At 65.3% G+C, this 16,695-nt stretch carries 10 protein-coding genes; 1 reads left to right on the top strand and 9 read right to left on the bottom strand.

Annotated elements, in window-relative coordinates:
* Positions 1–8: 8 nt before the first annotated feature.
* The 4 genes from ACIPVB_RS02570 to ACIPVB_RS02555 form a co-directional block, all read right to left on the bottom strand.
* Entirely contained in the window at positions 9–1,172 is a 1,164-nt protein-coding gene (locus ACIPVB_RS02570; protein WP_400366696.1) for a mandelate racemase/muconate lactonizing enzyme family protein, read from the bottom strand.
* 31 nt (positions 1,173–1,203) lie between these two features.
* Positions 1,204–2,115 (bottom strand): carbohydrate ABC transporter permease, encoded by a 912-nt coding sequence (locus tag ACIPVB_RS02565; RefSeq protein WP_400366694.1) that lies wholly within the window; start codon positions 2,113–2,115, stop codon positions 1,204–1,206.
* Positions 2,102–2,974, bottom strand: a complete 873-nt coding sequence (locus tag ACIPVB_RS02560) for a carbohydrate ABC transporter permease (RefSeq protein ID WP_400366692.1) — start codon at positions 2,972–2,974, stop codon at positions 2,102–2,104. The genes ACIPVB_RS02565 and ACIPVB_RS02560 overlap by 14 nt, the downstream gene beginning before the upstream one ends.
* A 141-nt stretch (positions 2,975–3,115) precedes the next feature.
* Complete coding sequence (locus tag ACIPVB_RS02555; RefSeq protein WP_400366690.1) at positions 3,116–4,480, bottom strand: extracellular solute-binding protein; 1,365 nt, start codon at positions 4,478–4,480, stop codon at positions 3,116–3,118.
* 126 nt (positions 4,481–4,606) lie between these two features.
* Between ACIPVB_RS02555 and ACIPVB_RS02550 the strand changes: the two genes are divergently transcribed.
* Complete coding sequence (locus tag ACIPVB_RS02550) at positions 4,607–5,554, top strand: sugar kinase (protein ID WP_400366688.1); 948 nt, start codon at positions 4,607–4,609, stop codon at positions 5,552–5,554.
* Between the two features lie 104 nt (positions 5,555–5,658).
* Here the strand turns inward: ACIPVB_RS02550 and ACIPVB_RS02545 are convergent, their stop codons facing one another.
* The 5 genes from ACIPVB_RS02545 to ACIPVB_RS02525 all read right to left on the bottom strand — a co-directional run bounded on the left by ACIPVB_RS02545 (position 5,659) and on the right by ACIPVB_RS02525 (position 16,520).
* Positions 5,659–8,991: a ricin-type beta-trefoil lectin domain protein gene (locus ACIPVB_RS02545; protein ID WP_400366687.1), complete on the bottom strand. Its 3,333-nt coding sequence runs from the start codon at positions 8,989–8,991 to the stop codon at positions 5,659–5,661.
* A 155-nt stretch (positions 8,992–9,146) separates the two neighbouring features.
* Positions 9,147–12,248 carry a ricin-type beta-trefoil lectin domain protein gene (locus ACIPVB_RS02540; RefSeq protein WP_400366685.1) on the bottom strand — a complete coding sequence of 1,034 codons (3,102 nt, stop codon included), beginning with the start codon at positions 12,246–12,248 and terminating at the stop codon, positions 9,147–9,149.
* 1,743 nt (positions 12,249–13,991) lie between these two features.
* Positions 13,992–14,267: a hypothetical protein gene (locus ACIPVB_RS02535; protein ID WP_400366684.1), complete on the bottom strand. Its 276-nt coding sequence runs from the start codon at positions 14,265–14,267 to the stop codon at positions 13,992–13,994.
* A gap of 1,135 nt (positions 14,268–15,402) precedes the next feature.
* Positions 15,403–15,675, bottom strand: coding sequence for a hypothetical protein (locus ACIPVB_RS02530; protein WP_400366682.1), 273 nt, complete (start codon positions 15,673–15,675; stop codon positions 15,403–15,405).
* 182 nt (positions 15,676–15,857) lie between these two features.
* Positions 15,858–16,520 carry a hypothetical protein gene (locus ACIPVB_RS02525; RefSeq protein WP_400366680.1) on the bottom strand — a complete coding sequence of 221 codons (663 nt, stop codon included), beginning with the start codon at positions 16,518–16,520 and terminating at the stop codon, positions 15,858–15,860.
* Positions 16,521–16,695 lie beyond the last annotated feature (175 nt).

The following is a 16,695-nucleotide window of genomic DNA, read 5'->3' as shown; positions in this document are numbered from 1 at the left end:
CCGACATCTTATTCCGCCCTCGTCGCGGCACGGGGCAGGCGCACCCCGAGCTCCAGTCCCGCGCGGCTCGAGCGGACGTGAGGACCACCCTCACCGCCCCAGACGAAATCGGCGCTGCCCGTGAGCACCACCTCGTCGAGCGCGACCCCGCCGCCCGGTGTGTCGCCCAGAACGATGCCGCCATCCTGCACCTCCCAATCCCACGTCATCCCCCGGGGTGTCGCCGCTGTCGTCACCTCGGTCGTGAGGTGGTTCGGCACGGCGGTGGCGACGTGCACCACCGCGGGGTTCGACGACAGCCCGATCGGGCTGATCGGCAGGTCTCGCGAATGCGCAGCGACGGCGACCCGCAGCGAATGCGTCACACCCCACACCGCGGCGGCTTGCACGATGTCGATGGCCCCCGCGTCGAAGAGCTGCCGGTACTGCTCCAGCCCGGTCAGGTTCTCACCGGTCGCCACCGCGACGCCCGAAGCGTCGCGCAGGTGCCGCAGACCCGCGGCATCCCATCGCCGCAGGGGCTCCTCGATCCAGGCCAGCTCGACGCGATCCTCGAGATGGCGCAGGTAGCGGACCGCCTGGGGAAGGTTCCACGATTCGTTCGCGTCCAGCATGAGGAGGGGTTCGTCGGTCGCCTGCGCGAGCAGATCGCGGACGAGCTCGAGTCGTTCGGCATCGTGCTGGTAATCGCGGCCGCCCTTGAGCTTCGCGGCGGTGAACCCGCGGTCGCGCATCGAGGTGTAGAAGGCCTCCAGCGCCGGGGCGTCCAGCGCGATGTCGAGCCCGGACGCGTATCCCGGCACGAAACGGTCCTTGCCGCCCAGGAGACGCCAGAGCGGCTCGCCGGCGAGCTTGGCCTTGATGTCCCACAGCGCGGAGTCCAGCGCGCCGATGCCGCCGAAGACCGCACCGCCATGGCCGTTCTTGAACATGCGCGCGATCATCCGGTCGTACAGCGCGGCTGTCGCCCGCGGGTCTTCCCCCTCGATCGCCTCGAAGAGCTGCGGGATGCCGTCGTGCATCCCCATGCCGATTCCTTCGACGCCCTCGTCGGTCTCGACGACGACGACCGGCAGCGCGGTCACTCCCGAGCTGATGAAGCCGTTGACGTCGCCCACGGGGCGACCCCAGCTGATGGTGGTGTTGATCAGCCGATAGCCGGTGATCTTCATGAGACGACCCTTCTCGTCGTGCGCGGCGCCGTCATTCCTTCGTCCCGCCGGCGGTCATACCCTCGACGAGGAAGCGCTGGGAGAAGAGGAAGACGATCAGAATCGGAGCCACCGAGACGAGGGTCGCGAGCGCCATCACCGGCAGATCCAACGTGACGGAGGCGGCCGAGGTGGGGTTGAACAGAGGAACGTTCGACAGCAGCTCGGCCAGTCCCACCTGGATGGGGGCCTTCCGGCCCGGTTCCATCACGAAGGGGAGGAAGTAGTTGTTCCAGTTCCCCACCAGGTTGAAGAAGCCGACCAGGGCGATGACCGGCGTGGCCAGTGGCAGCGCGACGGAGAGGAAGACCCTCAGCTCGCTGGCACCGTCGATACGCGCGGCGTTGAGCAGGTCTTGGGAGACGCTGGTCGTGAAGTAGATGTACGTCAGGTACACGCCGAAGGGGAAGAACGAGAACGGCAGGATCACCGCCCAGGGAGTGCCCACCAACTTCAGCGCGCTCATCTCGAGAAAGATCGGCAGCACGAGTGCCGTATTCGGGATCAGCATCACGACGAGCGTGACGATGAGCAGCACCCCCCTGCCGCGAAACTTCGTCATCGCCAGGGCGTATCCCGCGGGGATCGAGACGATCAGGGTGAGCACCAGTGCGGCACCGGTGTAGAACGCCGCGTTCGCCGTCCACTGCCAGATGACGCCGTTCTGGAACTCCGACAGTCGCGCCCAGTTGTCGGCGATCGTCGAGAACGAGCCGAAGCTGAACGGAGATTGACCCGTCAGTTCGGTCGCGCTCTTGGTCGGGGCCAACAGCAGCCACACGATGGGCAGACCGAACACGAGGACGAAGAACAGGATGACGACGGTCGCGAACGAGCGCCCCAGGAACGCCGCGGGGGTGAGGCGCGTGAGGGTCGTCGACCGCAGGGCCTTATTCGCGCTCAAAGAGTCCCCCTCGGAAGACGAAGAAGGCCGCGAGTCCCGCCGCGACGACGAGGAGGAGGAGCGAGATGGCGGCAGAACCGTTGAAGTCGTTCTGGCGGAAGGCATAGAGGTAGGCCACCTGATTCAGTGAGTAGTCGAGGCCGACGACGCCCTTGCTCGCCTGGGACAGGACGCGCGGCTCGACGAAGAGCTGCGTACCCGCGGCGAGCGACATGACGGCCATGTAGGAGATCCACTTGCGCAGCAGAGGGATCTGGATGTGCCACGCGGTGGCGATGGGACCGGCACCGTCGATGCGGGCGGCCTCCATCACCTCCACGCTGATGTTGTTGAGCGCGCCGTACATGATGACGATCCAGCCGCCGGCACCCGCCCAGAAGGCGATGACGGCGAAGACGACCGGCAGGTTCGGCTCACCCACCACATCGACGAAGGTGTCGAAGCCGAGCAGACGCAGGAAGCCGCTGACCGGGCTGACGGTCGGGTCGAGCATGAACAGCCAGAGCAGCACGCTCGATGCGCCCGCGAGCGCACCCGGGATGTAGAAGATGAATCGCGCGGTGGACGACAGCCAGCGGACGCGGATGGCATGGACAATGACCGCGAGGATCACCACGAGAACGAGCAGACTGCTCAACCAGATGGCGATGAAGGCCGCGACGTGTCCGACGGCGGGGAGGAAGCGATAGTCGGCGATGACGCGCTGGAAGTTGGCGAACCAGACGAAGGCGCCGTCGCGGGTGAAGGCGAGGAAGCCGGCGTACAGCGTCGGGAAGACGCCGAAGGCGAGGAGCAGGAGGACGTATCCGCTGACCATCAGGTAAGCGAAGGTCGACGTCGCTCGGCGCAGAGAGAACATGTCGCTCCGTTTCTGGGCGGTCTGGCCGCGGCCGTTCGGGGGTTGGGGGTGGCTGCGGCCAGACCTGTATCGGGGGTCTGGCCGCAGCCCGGTGGGGACGAGGCGATCAGACCGGAGGAAGACCGGTGGTCGGAATGCCGGTCAATCGACCGTGTAGCCCTGGACCTGAGCCTCGTTGCGGATCTCGGTCTGCCACTCCTCGATCGTGCTCGACACCGACTGGCCGGAAGTGATAGCGGGGATGACGATGTTCGCGTACGCCGTCTCGGCGCTGAAGCTCGGGTAGCCCCAGCCCTGCCAGACGGAGGATGCCGCCGTCGACACGGCGTCCGCGAAGTCACCGGCGTAGAAGTTGCTCGCGGCCTGCTCCTCGAGCCACGAGTCCGCGGCCGACTGGTACGCGGGCAGACCGGAAGCGAGCTCGACCGCCTTGTCGGAACTGGTGACGAATTCGAGGAACTTCGCAACCGCGGCGAGGTTCTTCGAGTGGCTGGAGCCGTACCAGACGCCTCCGCCCACGTTGCCGGTGACCTTTTCGCCGTCGGACCAGGACAGCGGGGCGGCCGCGCCGATCGTGCCGGCGGTGTAGTTCAGGCTTTCGGGGTTCTGGAAGAGCGCACCCGAGTACCAGGCGGGTCCAGGGATGGCGAGCAGCTTGTCCTTGTACTTCGAGACGAACTCGGAGCCGAAGACGCTGTCGGCGACGAGCGTCTTGTTGTCCAGCATGTGATCGAGCAGCTCGGTGACCTTCTCGGAGTTCGGGGCCGAGAAGTCCGAGGTGAAGGTGTCGCCGTCGACCTGGAAGATGGGTGCTTCGCCACCCCAGTAGTACACGTAGGGGGCTTCGAAGGAGTCACCGAGGGAGCCGAGGATGTATCCCGGGTGCTCGGCCGCGACCTTGTCGCTCAGGGTCTTGTACTCTTCCCAGGTCGTCGGGATCGAGTACCCGAACTGGTCGAAGAGGGCCTTGTTGTACCAGAGCACCACGGGCGCGAGGTCGTTGCGGAGTCCGTAGACGGTGTCGTCGACCGTCATGGGGGTCAGCGCACCGTCGGTGAAGCCGTCGAGGAAGCTCTGGTCGAGCAGGCCCTTGTTCAGGGGGGCCGCGAACGCCTGAACGCCGTTGTTCTCCTTGGAAGCCCAGGACGTGTCGTTCTGCTGAGTCGAGAACACCACGTCCGGCCAGCCCTCGCCGGACTGGTCGAACAGGGCGACCTTCTGCTGGAACGAACCGGACCCGCCGGAGCCCCCGTCGTAGGTCTCGACGTTCACGGTGATGTCGGGGTTGGCCTCGATGAAGGCCTGGGCGAGCGGTTCACGCGACGAGTCCACCCAGACCGTGATCGCGCTGGAGGGGTCCTGCTCGGCGGCGGTGAAGCCGTACTCCGTATTGCCGCCGCCCTCTCCGGCGGAGGGGCTGCACGCACTCAGTGCGAGGGCGGATACCAGCGCAACACCCCCGGCGAGGGCGATGCGACGGTGGCCGCGGATGGGGTTCAGCGTCATGGGTAATCTCCTGTCTTCTTCGACGAGGTCGGGTGACCATAGGCTAGCGTAGAACATACGTCATATGTATGAAGTAACGAAAATGCAACGGCCGTGTCGATGGCGACACGGGGGAAGGAGGCGGGCATGGCCGCTGTCTTGACGTTCGGCGAGACCATGGCGTTGGTGCGCGCCACAGAGATCGGCGGGTGGGAGACAGCGTCGGCCGCGCACATCAGCGTCGGCGGCGCCGACAGCAACGTCGCCATCGGTCTGGCACGTCTGGGGGTTCCCGTGGCGTGGATCGGCCGCGTCGGTGACGACCCCCTGGGGCGGCGCGTCGACCGCGAGATCCGCGCCGAGGGTGTTCTCACGACGAGCATCGTCGATGATCACCACCCCACCGGCCTCATGCTCAAGGAGCAGCGCACGCCCGTGCACACACGTGTGTCGTTCTACCGGGCGGGGAGCGCGGGCAGCGCCCTGCGTGCGGAGGACATCGGCGACGACGCCATCGCCGCGGCCGAGATCGTCCTGGTGAACGGGGTGACCGCCGCGCTCTCGCCCACGGCGCGCGCCGCCGTGCTGTCGGTCGCCGCCCGCGCCAGGACGTTCGGCACAGAGGTCGTCTTCGACGTGAACCACCGCCCCTCCCTCTGGCGGGGCCGTGACCCCCTTCCGACGTACCTCGAGATCGCCGAGTGCGCCGACGTGCTGTTCGCCGGCGAGGACGAGGCGCGATTGCTGCTGGCGACCGAGGGCGGCTCGGCCGCCGACCTCGCGCGAGCCCTGGCCCGGTCCGGACCCGCCGAGATCATCGTCAAGAGCGGTGCGGACGGCGCGACGGGACTCTCGGACGGTCAGCTCCGTCACGTGCGAGCGGTACCGATCGTCCCGGTCGACACCGTCGGCGCCGGAGACGCCTTCGTGGCGGGCTACCTCGCTGCTCGCTTGCGCGGCGCGACGCTCGAGGAACGCCTGTCCCTGGGAGCGCGGTGCGGCGCGTTCGCGTGTATGGGCCCCGGGGACTGGGAGAGCCTGCCGCGCACAGCCGACATCGCCCTGCTGGGCGCCGCGGACCCCGTCGAGCGCTGAGCGTTCCCGGCATCCGGGATCGCATCCCTCCCCGCGGCGCACGGGTCGCGGCGCGACGCACAGGGGCGGTCGGTGTCCGTCGACACCGACCGCCCCTGCTCGGCTCACCGCACCCGGATGGGCGTGCGTCGCATTGCCCAGAACCCGGCACCGAGAACGAGGAGCACCACCGCGGACAACGCGATTCCAAGAGGCAGCTGCGCCCCCGTCGCGGCCAACTGCCCTGGCGTCACGACCGTGAGCGGCAGACGGGCCAGCTGGCCGCCGTCCGCCCCGGTCACGACGATGGTGTGAGCACCGACCGGCGTGGTCGGCGCGATCGGGACGGTGAACACCAGAGCGCCGGACGCGGTCGCCGCCGGGATCCCGGTGATGACGACGGGGTCGCTGTGCAGGACCGCACGCACCTGCTCACCCGGCGCCAGTCCGGCCATCGTCACCCGGACCGAGCCGCCCTGTTCGACCGAGGTGGCCGAAAGAACGGCGCTCACGGCCGACCCGGGCGCGGGACGAGTGCTGGCACTCGGCTGCGCGCTCCCACTCGCTGACGGCCCCGAAGTCGGAGTCACCGACGGCTCGGGAGTCGGAGTCACCGACGGCTCGGGGGTCGGAGTCACCGACGGCTCGGGAGTCGGAGTCACCGACGGCCCCGGGGTCGGAGTCACCGACGGCTCGGGAGTCGGAGTCACCGACGGCTCGGGAGTCGGAGTCACCGACGGCTCGGTGTACTCCGAGATCGGGAAGTTCCACCGCTCCCGCGTCCCCGCCGTGCACGTCGCGAGCTCGGCGGGAGCACCGTTGTCGGAGCGCCCACCACCCGGGGCGAGGCACAGGCCCGACTGCTCCGCGATGATCTGCCCGTTCTCACCGAGCGTCCATCTCTGGTTCGCTCCGCCGCTGCAGTCCCAGATCACGACCCGGGTACCAACGGTGGTGCCGGAATACAGCACGTCCAGGCACTTGTCGCCGAACACGCGCAGTTCGTGGTCGGGCGTGTAGGTGAACCGCTGGTTCGGGTCCCCCTTGCAGTTCCACAGCGCCGGTTGCGTTCCGTTGGATCGTGACGAACCCGGGATGTCGAGGCACTTCTGCGAATCGACGTGCCGAAGCGTCTCGTTACGCGGAGCCGGATCGGTTCGCACGACCGACGCCGCGGACGCGGGCGAGACGGTGTCATCGGCATCCACGACGAACAGCTTGTAGCTGCCGGTCGCTTTCGGAACCGTGATCGTCGAGGCATTCCCGGCGGCCGCGCTCATGCGGTCTCCGACCGTGAAGACCGTCGTGCCGGCCGGAGCGAGCCACAGCGTCTTCGCGGCGTCACCGACTCCGCGGATCGGGATCGACGTGGTCGACGTCGTCACCAGTGCGCTCGCGGGCAGGGCGAAATCGACGTCCTCTTGCAGGCCGCCCAAGATGTCGCGGTAGTCCGACTGGATGCCGGAGTCGACGGCGACGCGGTACGCCTGAACCGGCCATACGAAGTCGGGGACCACGCGCACGTCCTCCACGACGCTGTTCGGGATGTTCTTGTCGAAGATGCTGTTGATCGGACCCCAGGTGTTCCGGATCTGGAGGCTGTTCTGGCGCCCCCAGGTGCCGGAATGGATGATGTCCGTCACCCCGGGGTCGATCTCCATCACGTTGTCGTTGTAGCTGATGTTCGCCGAGCCCTCATCGGGATGCAGACCGTACGTGTGTCCGGGACGCACGCCGTCGGCGTAGTTGTCATCGATGACCGTGCCCCGCTGATTCCCCAGGGAGTACAGGGGGCCCGAGTCATTCAGCGTGCGCATGGTGTCGCGGATCTCGTTGCGTTGGATGCTGTTGTTGCGCGCGACGGTGGTCGGGTTCCCGGGGGCATTGGATTCCGCGGAACCATCGAAGTTGCCCCATCCCCAGCCGAGCGAGATACCCGCCCACTGCGCGCGATCGATGCGGTTGTTCTCGATCGCCACGGTGTCCAGGAAGTAGCCCGAGATGACCGCCGATCCCCAGAAGAGGACGGCACTGTCGTGCAGGGCGTTGTTGCGCACCGAGATGTTCTTCGGGGCGCCCTCCACGCCGGCGGCGTAGTGTTCGCCGTTCGTAGGCGTCGCGTCGCCGATGTACACGTGCTGCGGATCACCGAGGTTGATGGCACTGCCGGCGATGTCCTCGGTGACGTTGCCCTCGATGGCGGAGTCGACGACGTCGTTGTTGAATTGGATGCCGTCGGCGCCGGTGTGCTGTACACGGTTGCGCTCGAATCGGATCCCGGAGGCGCTGTCGACCTCTACGGCGCCCGGCTGCACGTGGACGTTGCGGTACACGTAGTCATGGAAGTTGCGGCGGTTGTAGGTGAGATTGACGAGGTTGCCCTGCTGCGCCTGCTTGAACGACGAGCCGTCCACCTGGGCCAGGTTCCAATCGGAGTGCTGGAGCGTGAGCCCGGAGAACGTGAGGTTCTGCACCCGGTGCGTGAGGTCCTCGCCCGACACGTCGAGGATGGTCTCGACGTTGTCGGGCGCGAAGACGGATGCCGTCGACAGATCCGTGTCGGCGTCCTTGTACAGGTAGAGCATGCCCGCGTTGCGGTCGTAGAAGAACTCGCCCGCCTCATCCAGGAACTCGCGCGCGTTGGACAGCATCTGCCAACCACCGCTCTGCAGGTCGCCGTTGAAGGCCCCCTGCGCGATCGCCGCGCCGGGCTGTTGGAATCTGACGACCCTCTGGCTCGCGTCGTCGTTCGTCGTGACCTCACGGACACCCGTGATCGCCGTGGTCCACGTCGTCTGCGTCTGCACCTCCATGTCCGACTGGTTCGTGGCGATCGCCGGCACGGCATCCAGTGCGTACGACGAGCCGTCGCATTCACTGCCGGATTCCCAGGCCCACGGAGCCTGTCCGGCGGTGATCTCGTAGGTGCCGTAGCAGCCGTTCGACCACACCCATTTGCGGGCCATCACCGCCCGCTCGCCATCGACGTACAGGGCACGCAGCTTGTCGGGCCGATCGAGGCGAGCCTTCCAGACGTTGCCCGACTCCTGCGTCCAGCCGGTCACCGCTTCACCCGCCTCGAGGATCGGCTCCTCCCCCTGGTAGGCGGTGTAGATCACGCGGTGACCGTTCGTGCCCGAATCCTCTGTGCCGAAGCGGAGCGTGTCGTCGACGGGGTAGGTTCCGCCGCGCAGGTACACGGTGATGTCCTGCGTCATGTCGTCGTTGAGCGTTCGCACGACGTCGCGAGCGTGCTCGATGGTCCGGAAAGGCGCATCGAACGATCCGTTTGCGCTGTCGTCGCCGTTCGGTGCGACGTACAGGGACGGACCCGAGGGCGCCGGCGCAGGCGCGGCAATGGCGGGCGCGGCGACACCGGCGCCGACGAGCAGGGCGGTGAGAAGGGCGCCGGTCAGGGTGGGACGCCATCGGGAGGCGTGTGGCGAGGGAAGCAGCATCGAGTGCCTTTCGGGTCGGCGCCTCGGAGGGCGCGGGTTGCCCGCTCGCGAAGGAGCGGGGGGTCGGCGGGGCGACGCGGCGTCGCGCGGCATCGGACGGGCGCCCCGCGGATGCGCTCCCCGGCCGGGCGGGGGAGCGCATCCGTGCGTGCGTGTCAGCCGCGAACGGTCCAGCGCTGGACGGAACCGCCCGAGCAGCTCGACAGCTGGGTCGGTCCTCCGTTGTCGGTGCGCGAGCCCGAGGTGGCCAGGCACAACCCGGCCGATCGGGAGGTGATGGTTCCGCTGCCGTCCAGGGTCCATTTCTGGTTGGTGCCGCCGTTGCAATCCCAGATGCCGACGGCACTGCCATCGGTGGTGCCGTTGTAGAGGGCATCGAGGCACTTGTTGCCGAAGACGCGCAGCTCCCCGGCCGCGGTGTACGTGAACCGCTGGTTCACGGAACCGCTGCACGTCCAGAGGGCCGTCCGGGTGCCGTTCTGCGTCGACGCGGCGGGCACGTCCAGGCAGCGCTGGGCGTCGTTGAGGACGACCGTCGCGTTCTGCGGGACGGTGGCCTGCGCGATGGGGAACGTCCATCGCTGGTTCGTCGCGTTCGTGCAGGTGGACAGCTGCGCGGGAGCGCCGTTATCTGTGCGCGACCCGGTCAATGCCAGACACAGGTTGGATCCCTTGGCGGTGACGGTGCCGTTCCCGTTCAGCGTCCACTTCTGATTGCTTGCGCCGCTGCAGTCCCAGATGATGACGCGAGTGCCGGCGGTGGTCCCTGCCCCCGCCGCGTCGAGGCACTTGTCGCCAAAGACCCGGATCTCCTCGTCGGGGGTGTAGGTGAACTGCTGGTTGTTCGAGCCGTGGCAATCCCAGAGGCCCGGTTGTGCGCCGTTCTCGCGCGAGGCTCCGGGGACGTCCAGGCACTTCTTGGCATCCACGTGGGTCATGGCCTGCGTCCTCGGCGCGGGTGCCGTGCGAACCACCGTCGCCTTCGAGGTGGAGGCGACCGATCCGTTCGCGTCGACGACCGAGAGCGTGTAGGCGCCCTTGGCCTGCGGCACCGCGATCGAAGTCGCGTCGCCCGCCGCCGTGGTCATCGTCGGACCTTGGGTGAAGCTCGTCGTCCCCGCCGGCGCGAGCCACAGACGGCGGCTGCCGTCACCGACCCCGCGGATGGCGACGGTCGTCGTGGAGTCGTTCGCGATCACGCTGGAGGGCATGGCGAAGTCCGCCGTACGGGCGATGGTGCCGAGGATGCCGCGGTAGGACGGCTCGATCCCCGATGCCACGGTGACGTCGTACGCCTGTGCGGGCCAGACGAAGTCGCCGGATACCCGGACGTCTTCCACGACGCTGTTCGGGATGTTCTTGTCGAAGATGCTGTTGGTCGGTCCGAAGGTGTTGCGGATCTGCAGGTTGTTCTGCCGCCCCCACGTTCCGGAATGGATGATGTCGGTGACGCCGGGGTCGATCTCCATCACGTTGTCGTCGTACGAGATGTTGGCCGAGCCCTCGTCGGGGTGGATGCCGTAGGTGTGGCCGGGACGCACGCCGTTGGCGTAATTTTCGCTGATCACGCTCGTCTTCTGGTCGCCGAGTGTGTACAGCGGGCCGGAGTCGCTGAGGAAGCGCATGGTGTCGCGGATCTCGTTGCGTTGGATACTGTTGCCGCGTGCGACGTTGCTGGGCTTGCCCGGGGCGTTCGAGCCGGACGTCCCGTCGAAGTTGCCCCACCCCCAACCCATCGAGATACCGGCCCAGGACGTCTTGTCGATGCGGTTGTTCTCGATGGCGACGGTGTCGAGGAAGTAGCCGGTGATGGCGGCCGAACCGAAGAACAGCACGGCGCTGTCGTAGACGTAGTTGTTGCGCACCGAGATGTCGGTCGGAGCCCCTTCGACCCCGGCGGGGTAGTGCTCGCCGTTGCTGGAGGTGCCGTCGCCGATGTAGACGTGCTGGGGATCACCGATGTTGATCCCGGATCCGGCGACGTCGTTCGTGACGTTCCCGTCGATCCGGGAGTCCACGACGTCGTTGTTGAATTGGATGCCGTCGGATCCGGTGTGCTCGACGCGGTTGCCGACGAACTCGATCCCGGCCGCGTTGTCGACTTCGATGGCCCCCGGCTGCAGCTGGACGTTGCGGTAGACGTAGTCGTGGAAATTCTTGCGGTTGTACGTCAGGTTGACGAGGTTGCCCTGTTGGGCCTGCTTGAACGATGAGCCGTCGATCTGCGCCAGGTTCCAGTCGGAGTGCTGAAAGGACAGACCGGTGAAGACGAGGTCGTGCGCGCGGTTCGCGGTGCCTGTCCCGGCGACGGCGAGGATCGTCTCGACGTTGTCGGGGGCGACGACGGACGCCGAGGACAGGTCCGTGTTCGCGCCCTTGTAGAGGTAGACCGTCTTGGCCGCGCGGTCGTAGAAGAACTCCCCCGGCTCATCGAGGAACTCGTACGCGTTGGAGAGGGTGTGCGTCCCACCGCTCTGCAGGTCACCGTTGAAGGCGCCCTGCGCGATGGCGGCTCCCGGCTGCTGGAACAGCACGGCCCGCTGCGACCCGTCCGGGGTGGTGGTCACCTGACGGATGCCGGTGATCGCGGTCGTCCAGGTGGTCTGCGTCTGCAGTTCCATGTCCCGGGCGTTGCGCGAGACGGCGGGCACATCGTTCAGGGAGTACGTCGCTCCGTCGCACTCGCTTCCGCTCTCCCACGCCCACGGCGCCTGACCGGCGGTGATGTTGTAGGTGCCGTAGCACCCGGTGGAGTTCACGACTTTCTTCGCCATCACCGCGCGCTGGCCGTCGACGTACAGGGCGCGGAGCTTGTCCGCTCGGTCGAGAGGTGCCTTCCAGATGTTGCCGGAGTGCGGCGCCCATCCGGTGATCGGCGTTCCGGCTTCGAGCACGGGAACTTCGTTCTGGTAGGCCGAGTAGATCACTTTGTGGCCATTGGTGCCGGAGTCGGAGACACCGAAGGTGATGGTGCTGTCGACGGGGTAGGAGCCGCCGCGCAAATACACGGTGATGTCACCGCTCATACCGGCATTCATCGTGCGGACGACGTCTCGCGCTCGTTCGATGGTCCTGAAGGGGGCGCCGAGGGAGCCGTCGGCCCCGTCATTGCCGGTGGGCGACACGTACAGGGCCGTGTCGGCTGCAGAGGCGGCGGGGGCGATCACCGGAGCGGCGACCACCCCCACGCTGACAAGGAGCGCGGCGATGACGGAACCCACCGTCATCGGCCGCTTCATACGCTCGGCAGTGAGCATGAAACACCTTCCAGGGAGGGGGAATCCCGGACCTCGACGTCTAGGACATCAGTCATAGTACCTATTCGTCACCGGAGGCGCTAGGGAGGTGACCCGGTCCGCATGATCCCCTTCGCGGAAACGGCGAAGGCCCCGGGCGAACCCGGGGCCTTCGTGTGTTGTGTTGTGGCTCTGTTTATCTATCCGCGATCCCAGTCCTGGCGCGGCTCGTGACGGGCCCCGCCGAAGCGATTACACGCTAAGCCCCCACGTTTTACATGTCCCAGGTCGGAGGGCGAAGTCGAGGGACGTGTCACCCCGCCATTCCCTCCCCGTGATGGGGCTGCGACGCTACCTCCGAAGCTGAATTGTCGTCATGGCTCATCCTGTGCAGCTGTTCCCTCCCTCCGGGCTCGACGACGTGGACCGTCCCCATCGCCGGTAGGTCGGCCCAGCCAACTGTTGATCCTCTCTGACTGAAGGCGCGCGATCCTCCGCGAGGTCACGGTGCCGCTCAGGGGTATCACGCCCGAATGAGTCTCGATGATGAGATGGCCACTCTGAAGCACGCCGTCGACCACCGTCCAGCCAGCCAGGAACATCAAGCCCGTATAGGCGTCGTGGCGACATCGCAGAATATCGCTCCTCGGATAGCGCTTTGTGGTGAACCAGGAACGTGCAACCAGTTCATCGTTGCTCAGGTAAACACCTGTCCACGGCAATCGAACACAGCACCAGCCCCACGGGACGAGCAAGCTCGAGGATAACCACACGAATGCTTCCCAAGAACCACCCGGTACATACGGAGCGAGCAAGGCCGCCACGAAGAACGCCGGCATGTAAATGGACGTAGCCGCAAAGCGAGCCGCCCGCCCTAGGCGTCCACTTGGAGAGACTCTTTGAGGGGTTCGAGTATTCACACCGCATACATCGTTCTGTTGTTGGACAGTCGCACGACTCGTCCAGCTTGTCTAATGGAGGGCGCAAATGGCCTACTCACAGCGGGACGATTGGACACCACGTCCAAGGTGTTAGTCGCGGCAATCTCTCCACCTCTGGACGCCCATACGGCTCGACGCGTCGGCTTGAATGGACCGGTAGAACGATCCTGTGCCTCGGTTGATGGTCGCCACCTTCTTCGCGACGCTAATCGCTAGAACTGCTTTCGACGCGAGGCCACCCGTGACTGCGCCGAGGAGTTCGAGAGCCACGCCGTCGGGTCTACCCGCAAGTCCATACCCAATGGCCTTGACCACCGAACATACGGTGCCCACCACGCCGAAGGCGAACATACAGCCCCATTGCAGCACCGGGTTGTCGATTATGCTCTGGCCGATTGACCTAGCGTCGAGGCCGGTCAGGTCATTCTTCCCAATCGGGTCCGTCGGTCAAACGTAGTCGTTGTCGACACCACTGCCAAGCCGCACGATGTGGCAACGACCGCAATGAGGATGGTGGTGAGCCGGCGCGTGCCTGCGGGCACCGGCCGCGATGACGCTCGCTTCGGCCTCGGTGGGAATGGGTGCCCGCGTCGTCGGGCTCTCACACCCCTCACTCGCCCGTCGCCAGCACGGCCGTTGCCACCCCGAGCTGAGAGCGCCCCGGTAACACTGCGGGAACATCTCGCTCGCAGCTGGAATGCTGGAGACAGCCAGCCGCATAGGAAACGTCCAATGTGCAGACTCTGGACGCGCCTCCGCTCTGCGTCTGATGAGGCCGCTCACAAACTGTGTAGCTTGTGAAGCTAGGTGCTTACCAACGCCGTCAAAGCGTGCTCAAAACCGCCTCTGCCAATGCATCGAGCCGAGCAGCCAGGACTTCGTCGCCTGCCTCTGCAGCCGCGTCGCGGGTTTTCCGAATGGTAACTAAGGCTTCTTCGCGCTTTGATGCGCCAACCCCACCTTCGAGCCACATCTGCGATCCCGCGAAGTCGGCCGATAATTCGTAGGCTTCGACTAGAACTGACCACAAATCCTCGGGAAGGCCGGAGCCCGGGAGCGCCTTCTCAAGGTCATAGTGATCGAGAAGCGAATCAGCCATACGCATGATTTTGAGCTTCACCCTGTAGCTCACCACATCGTGTACCACTTCCCGCTCGGCGCGATCCTTCCACCCGGGACCCCTTATATTTTCCGGGAACCCCGTTGTATTTCTTCAAGGTGCTTCGCGATATGGCAAGGTAACGCGTGGGAGACTGTCCTCGCTTTACCCCGTGCTTCCCGTAGTGATAGACGGAGCTTGATTGCGAACTGCCGAAGCTGCCACGGTCCCACGATTTACCAATAGCTTGATATTTTCGTGACCTTGCAGCGAAGGCGATGACCTTGGGAGCACGGTATGCCGCATTCTCTGTCCCGCACAATCACTACAGCCCGTGAGGCAAACCGCACAGCCCTAACCGTGAGTAACGAATTGACGCGTCATCTATCATCCCGGAGCATTCGCAATATCGTGGAACACAACCACTGAGCACGTTCCTCTGCATCTTGAGCTGAGCCTTCCACCGTAAGTCGACCCTCCGCCGAAACATTATCAAAATAGCCGATGGTCGCATGAACAACCATCCGGGTTTCACCGGGCATGCTCGCGTGAACCAGCCAGACCTCCGGGGCTGACTTTTCTTCTGCCGTTATGAGTAGATTGGGTTCGAGCGCCAAGAGAAGCTCGCATGCACGCTGCGCAACACTCTGAGGTTCATCGTTCTTCAATTGAGGTAACGCCCCCTCATCCAATCGCGGTGCACTCGCGAGCCAGTCGATCTTTGAACGTACGACGAACGGAACTTTACCTGCGCCTTTCCGCCCTTCGCAAATACACTCCACCCAGTTCTGACGAACCTGTTCTTATTGTTCAAAATGCGGGTTTGACCGTTTTTCGACCCGCTACAGACCAGCCAGAGTTGCCAAAGGCTCGACTCCGTGCACCGACGAGAGGGGCACGCTCAACCATCGTCACGGTAATCTGCCGCAGACCAACTGCACCCGCGGCTCGAGCACTCCCAAAGGCTATTCCCCCAGGGACCAAGAACAACAGGGCGCTCAAGACGACCCCCTGCAACTCCCGGTTACGGGCCTTCTGTTCCTCGGTCAAGCGGTCGTAAGCGCCCATGTACGAGCTCCATCCGCACTCCGCGCAATTGTCGCGAGCAAGGACCCCTCGCTCCATCCGCGTCGACTCAACCGGTCAGTTGGCCGCAGTATGCTCCGAGTTCACTGGAAGCTTCAATGAACTTCGCCGCCGATTCCTGCAATTCGGCCATGTATGCACCCGTCCTGTCGTCGACCGCCGTCGTCAGCAGCGAAGTGAGCGTCCTCCCTGTATCTGCGACCGATTCCATACGCTCGCGCACGTCCTCATCGGCGGATTGAACAGTAGCCTCGAACTCGGTCAGCGCCTCGCGAGCTTTCGCAGGATCGACCTCCGCCCCAGACTGGACGTTGGACGCCATGTCGCTTACGGCGGACGAGATGGAAGACAGCTGATCGGCCGACCTTTGGCACGCGTTCAGTCGAGGATCGCCTGTGCAGGATGCCAAGAGGAGCGCAACTGCCACGCAAAGGACCGAAGCCGACACAGCGCTTCGGGGAGTTGGGGATCTTCTGCCTAGATACACGATCTTCGCGGGCCTTCTCAAACTTCGAACGAACGCAGGAATCGCGAACATCGCAGATTTTTCAGTAGTTCGAGGTCCGCGCTTCTCCGCGCGGTCGCTATGTTGGCGGAGAGGAGGACATTCGGCCAGTTCTCACGCAGCATCTCCTCGATGAGGACGCTGAATCGGGATGGGCCGCCGAGCACCCCCCGCCAGTCACTATCGCGCAGGTCTTCTGCCCACACCACGGCTTGGAAGCTTGGGTCGATGATCATCCGACTAGCGTCATAACCACGAACGTCCAGGCTGCCTCGTATCTCGGAAACATCCAGCGTGTAGGCGGCTCCCGCCTCCGCCTTCCGGATGGCGGGCAAGTAATGCGCAAGTCTCCCCATCGGATCCGTGATGTCGAGCACCAGAGTGCCGATCCTGCCACTAAGCCGCACCTCTTCGAATGCGCAGGCATATAAGAAACGCGAAACGGAATCCGCTTTGACGTTCCTCACCTCGACTCGCCGGAGGAGTGCCCCACTTAGACGGGTAGACGAAAGGACGAGGTTGCGCACCGAGACATCTTGGATGAGAGGTCGCTCATACCCTGTCGGGACAACCTCGACGTTGCAGTCCTGCAGGGTGATATCGGCACAGTGCCGATCCGTAATGGGCGACCCCGCGGCAACATCGAGAGTCAACTCTTGCATCTTGGTCAGCCTTCAATAATCCACTGAATTTACGTCGCAACACGCTCCGGAGAAACATAGTTGCGCGATAGATGTTTCGCGATGGTCGACGGGTTAGTCGTCGTGACTTCGAACAGGTTTCCAACGACTTTATCGGCGAAGTCTTCCCGATCGGCGGGTCCTCTCCAGCTCGCAC

Source organism: Microbacterium sp. NPDC090007, assembly GCF_044748345.1.
Taxonomy (GTDB): Bacteria; Actinomycetota; Actinomycetes; order Actinomycetales; family Microbacteriaceae; genus Microbacterium.
Note: the sequence above shows the minus strand (reverse complement) of the source record. Positions and strands in the feature narration are given on the sequence as shown.

Coding starts and splice junctions, on each gene's coding strand:
- ACIPVB_RS02555 (WP_400366690.1), bottom strand. CDS start 4,480: ATGACGCTGAACCCCATCCGCGGCCACCGTCGCATCGCCCTCGCCGGG.
- ACIPVB_RS02525 (WP_400366680.1), bottom strand. CDS start 16,520: ATGCAAGAGTTGACTCTCGATGTTGCCGCGGGGTCGCCCATTACGGAT.
- ACIPVB_RS02560 (WP_400366692.1), bottom strand. CDS start 2,974: ATGTTCTCTCTGCGCCGAGCGACGTCGACCTTCGCTTACCTGATGGTC.
- ACIPVB_RS02550 (WP_400366688.1), top strand. CDS start 4,607: ATGGCCGCTGTCTTGACGTTCGGCGAGACCATGGCGTTGGTGCGCGCC.
- ACIPVB_RS02540 (WP_400366685.1), bottom strand. CDS start 12,248: ATGCTCACTGCCGAGCGTATGAAGCGGCCGATGACGGTGGGTTCCGTC.
- ACIPVB_RS02535 (WP_400366684.1), bottom strand. CDS start 14,267: ATGGCTGATTCGCTTCTCGATCACTATGACCTTGAGAAGGCGCTCCCG.
- ACIPVB_RS02530 (WP_400366682.1), bottom strand. CDS start 15,675: ATGGCGTCCAACGTCCAGTCTGGGGCGGAGGTCGATCCTGCGAAAGCT.
- ACIPVB_RS02545 (WP_400366687.1), bottom strand. CDS start 8,991: ATGCTGCTTCCCTCGCCACACGCCTCCCGATGGCGTCCCACCCTGACC.
- ACIPVB_RS02570 (WP_400366696.1), bottom strand. CDS start 1,172: ATGAAGATCACCGGCTATCGGCTGATCAACACCACCATCAGCTGGGGT.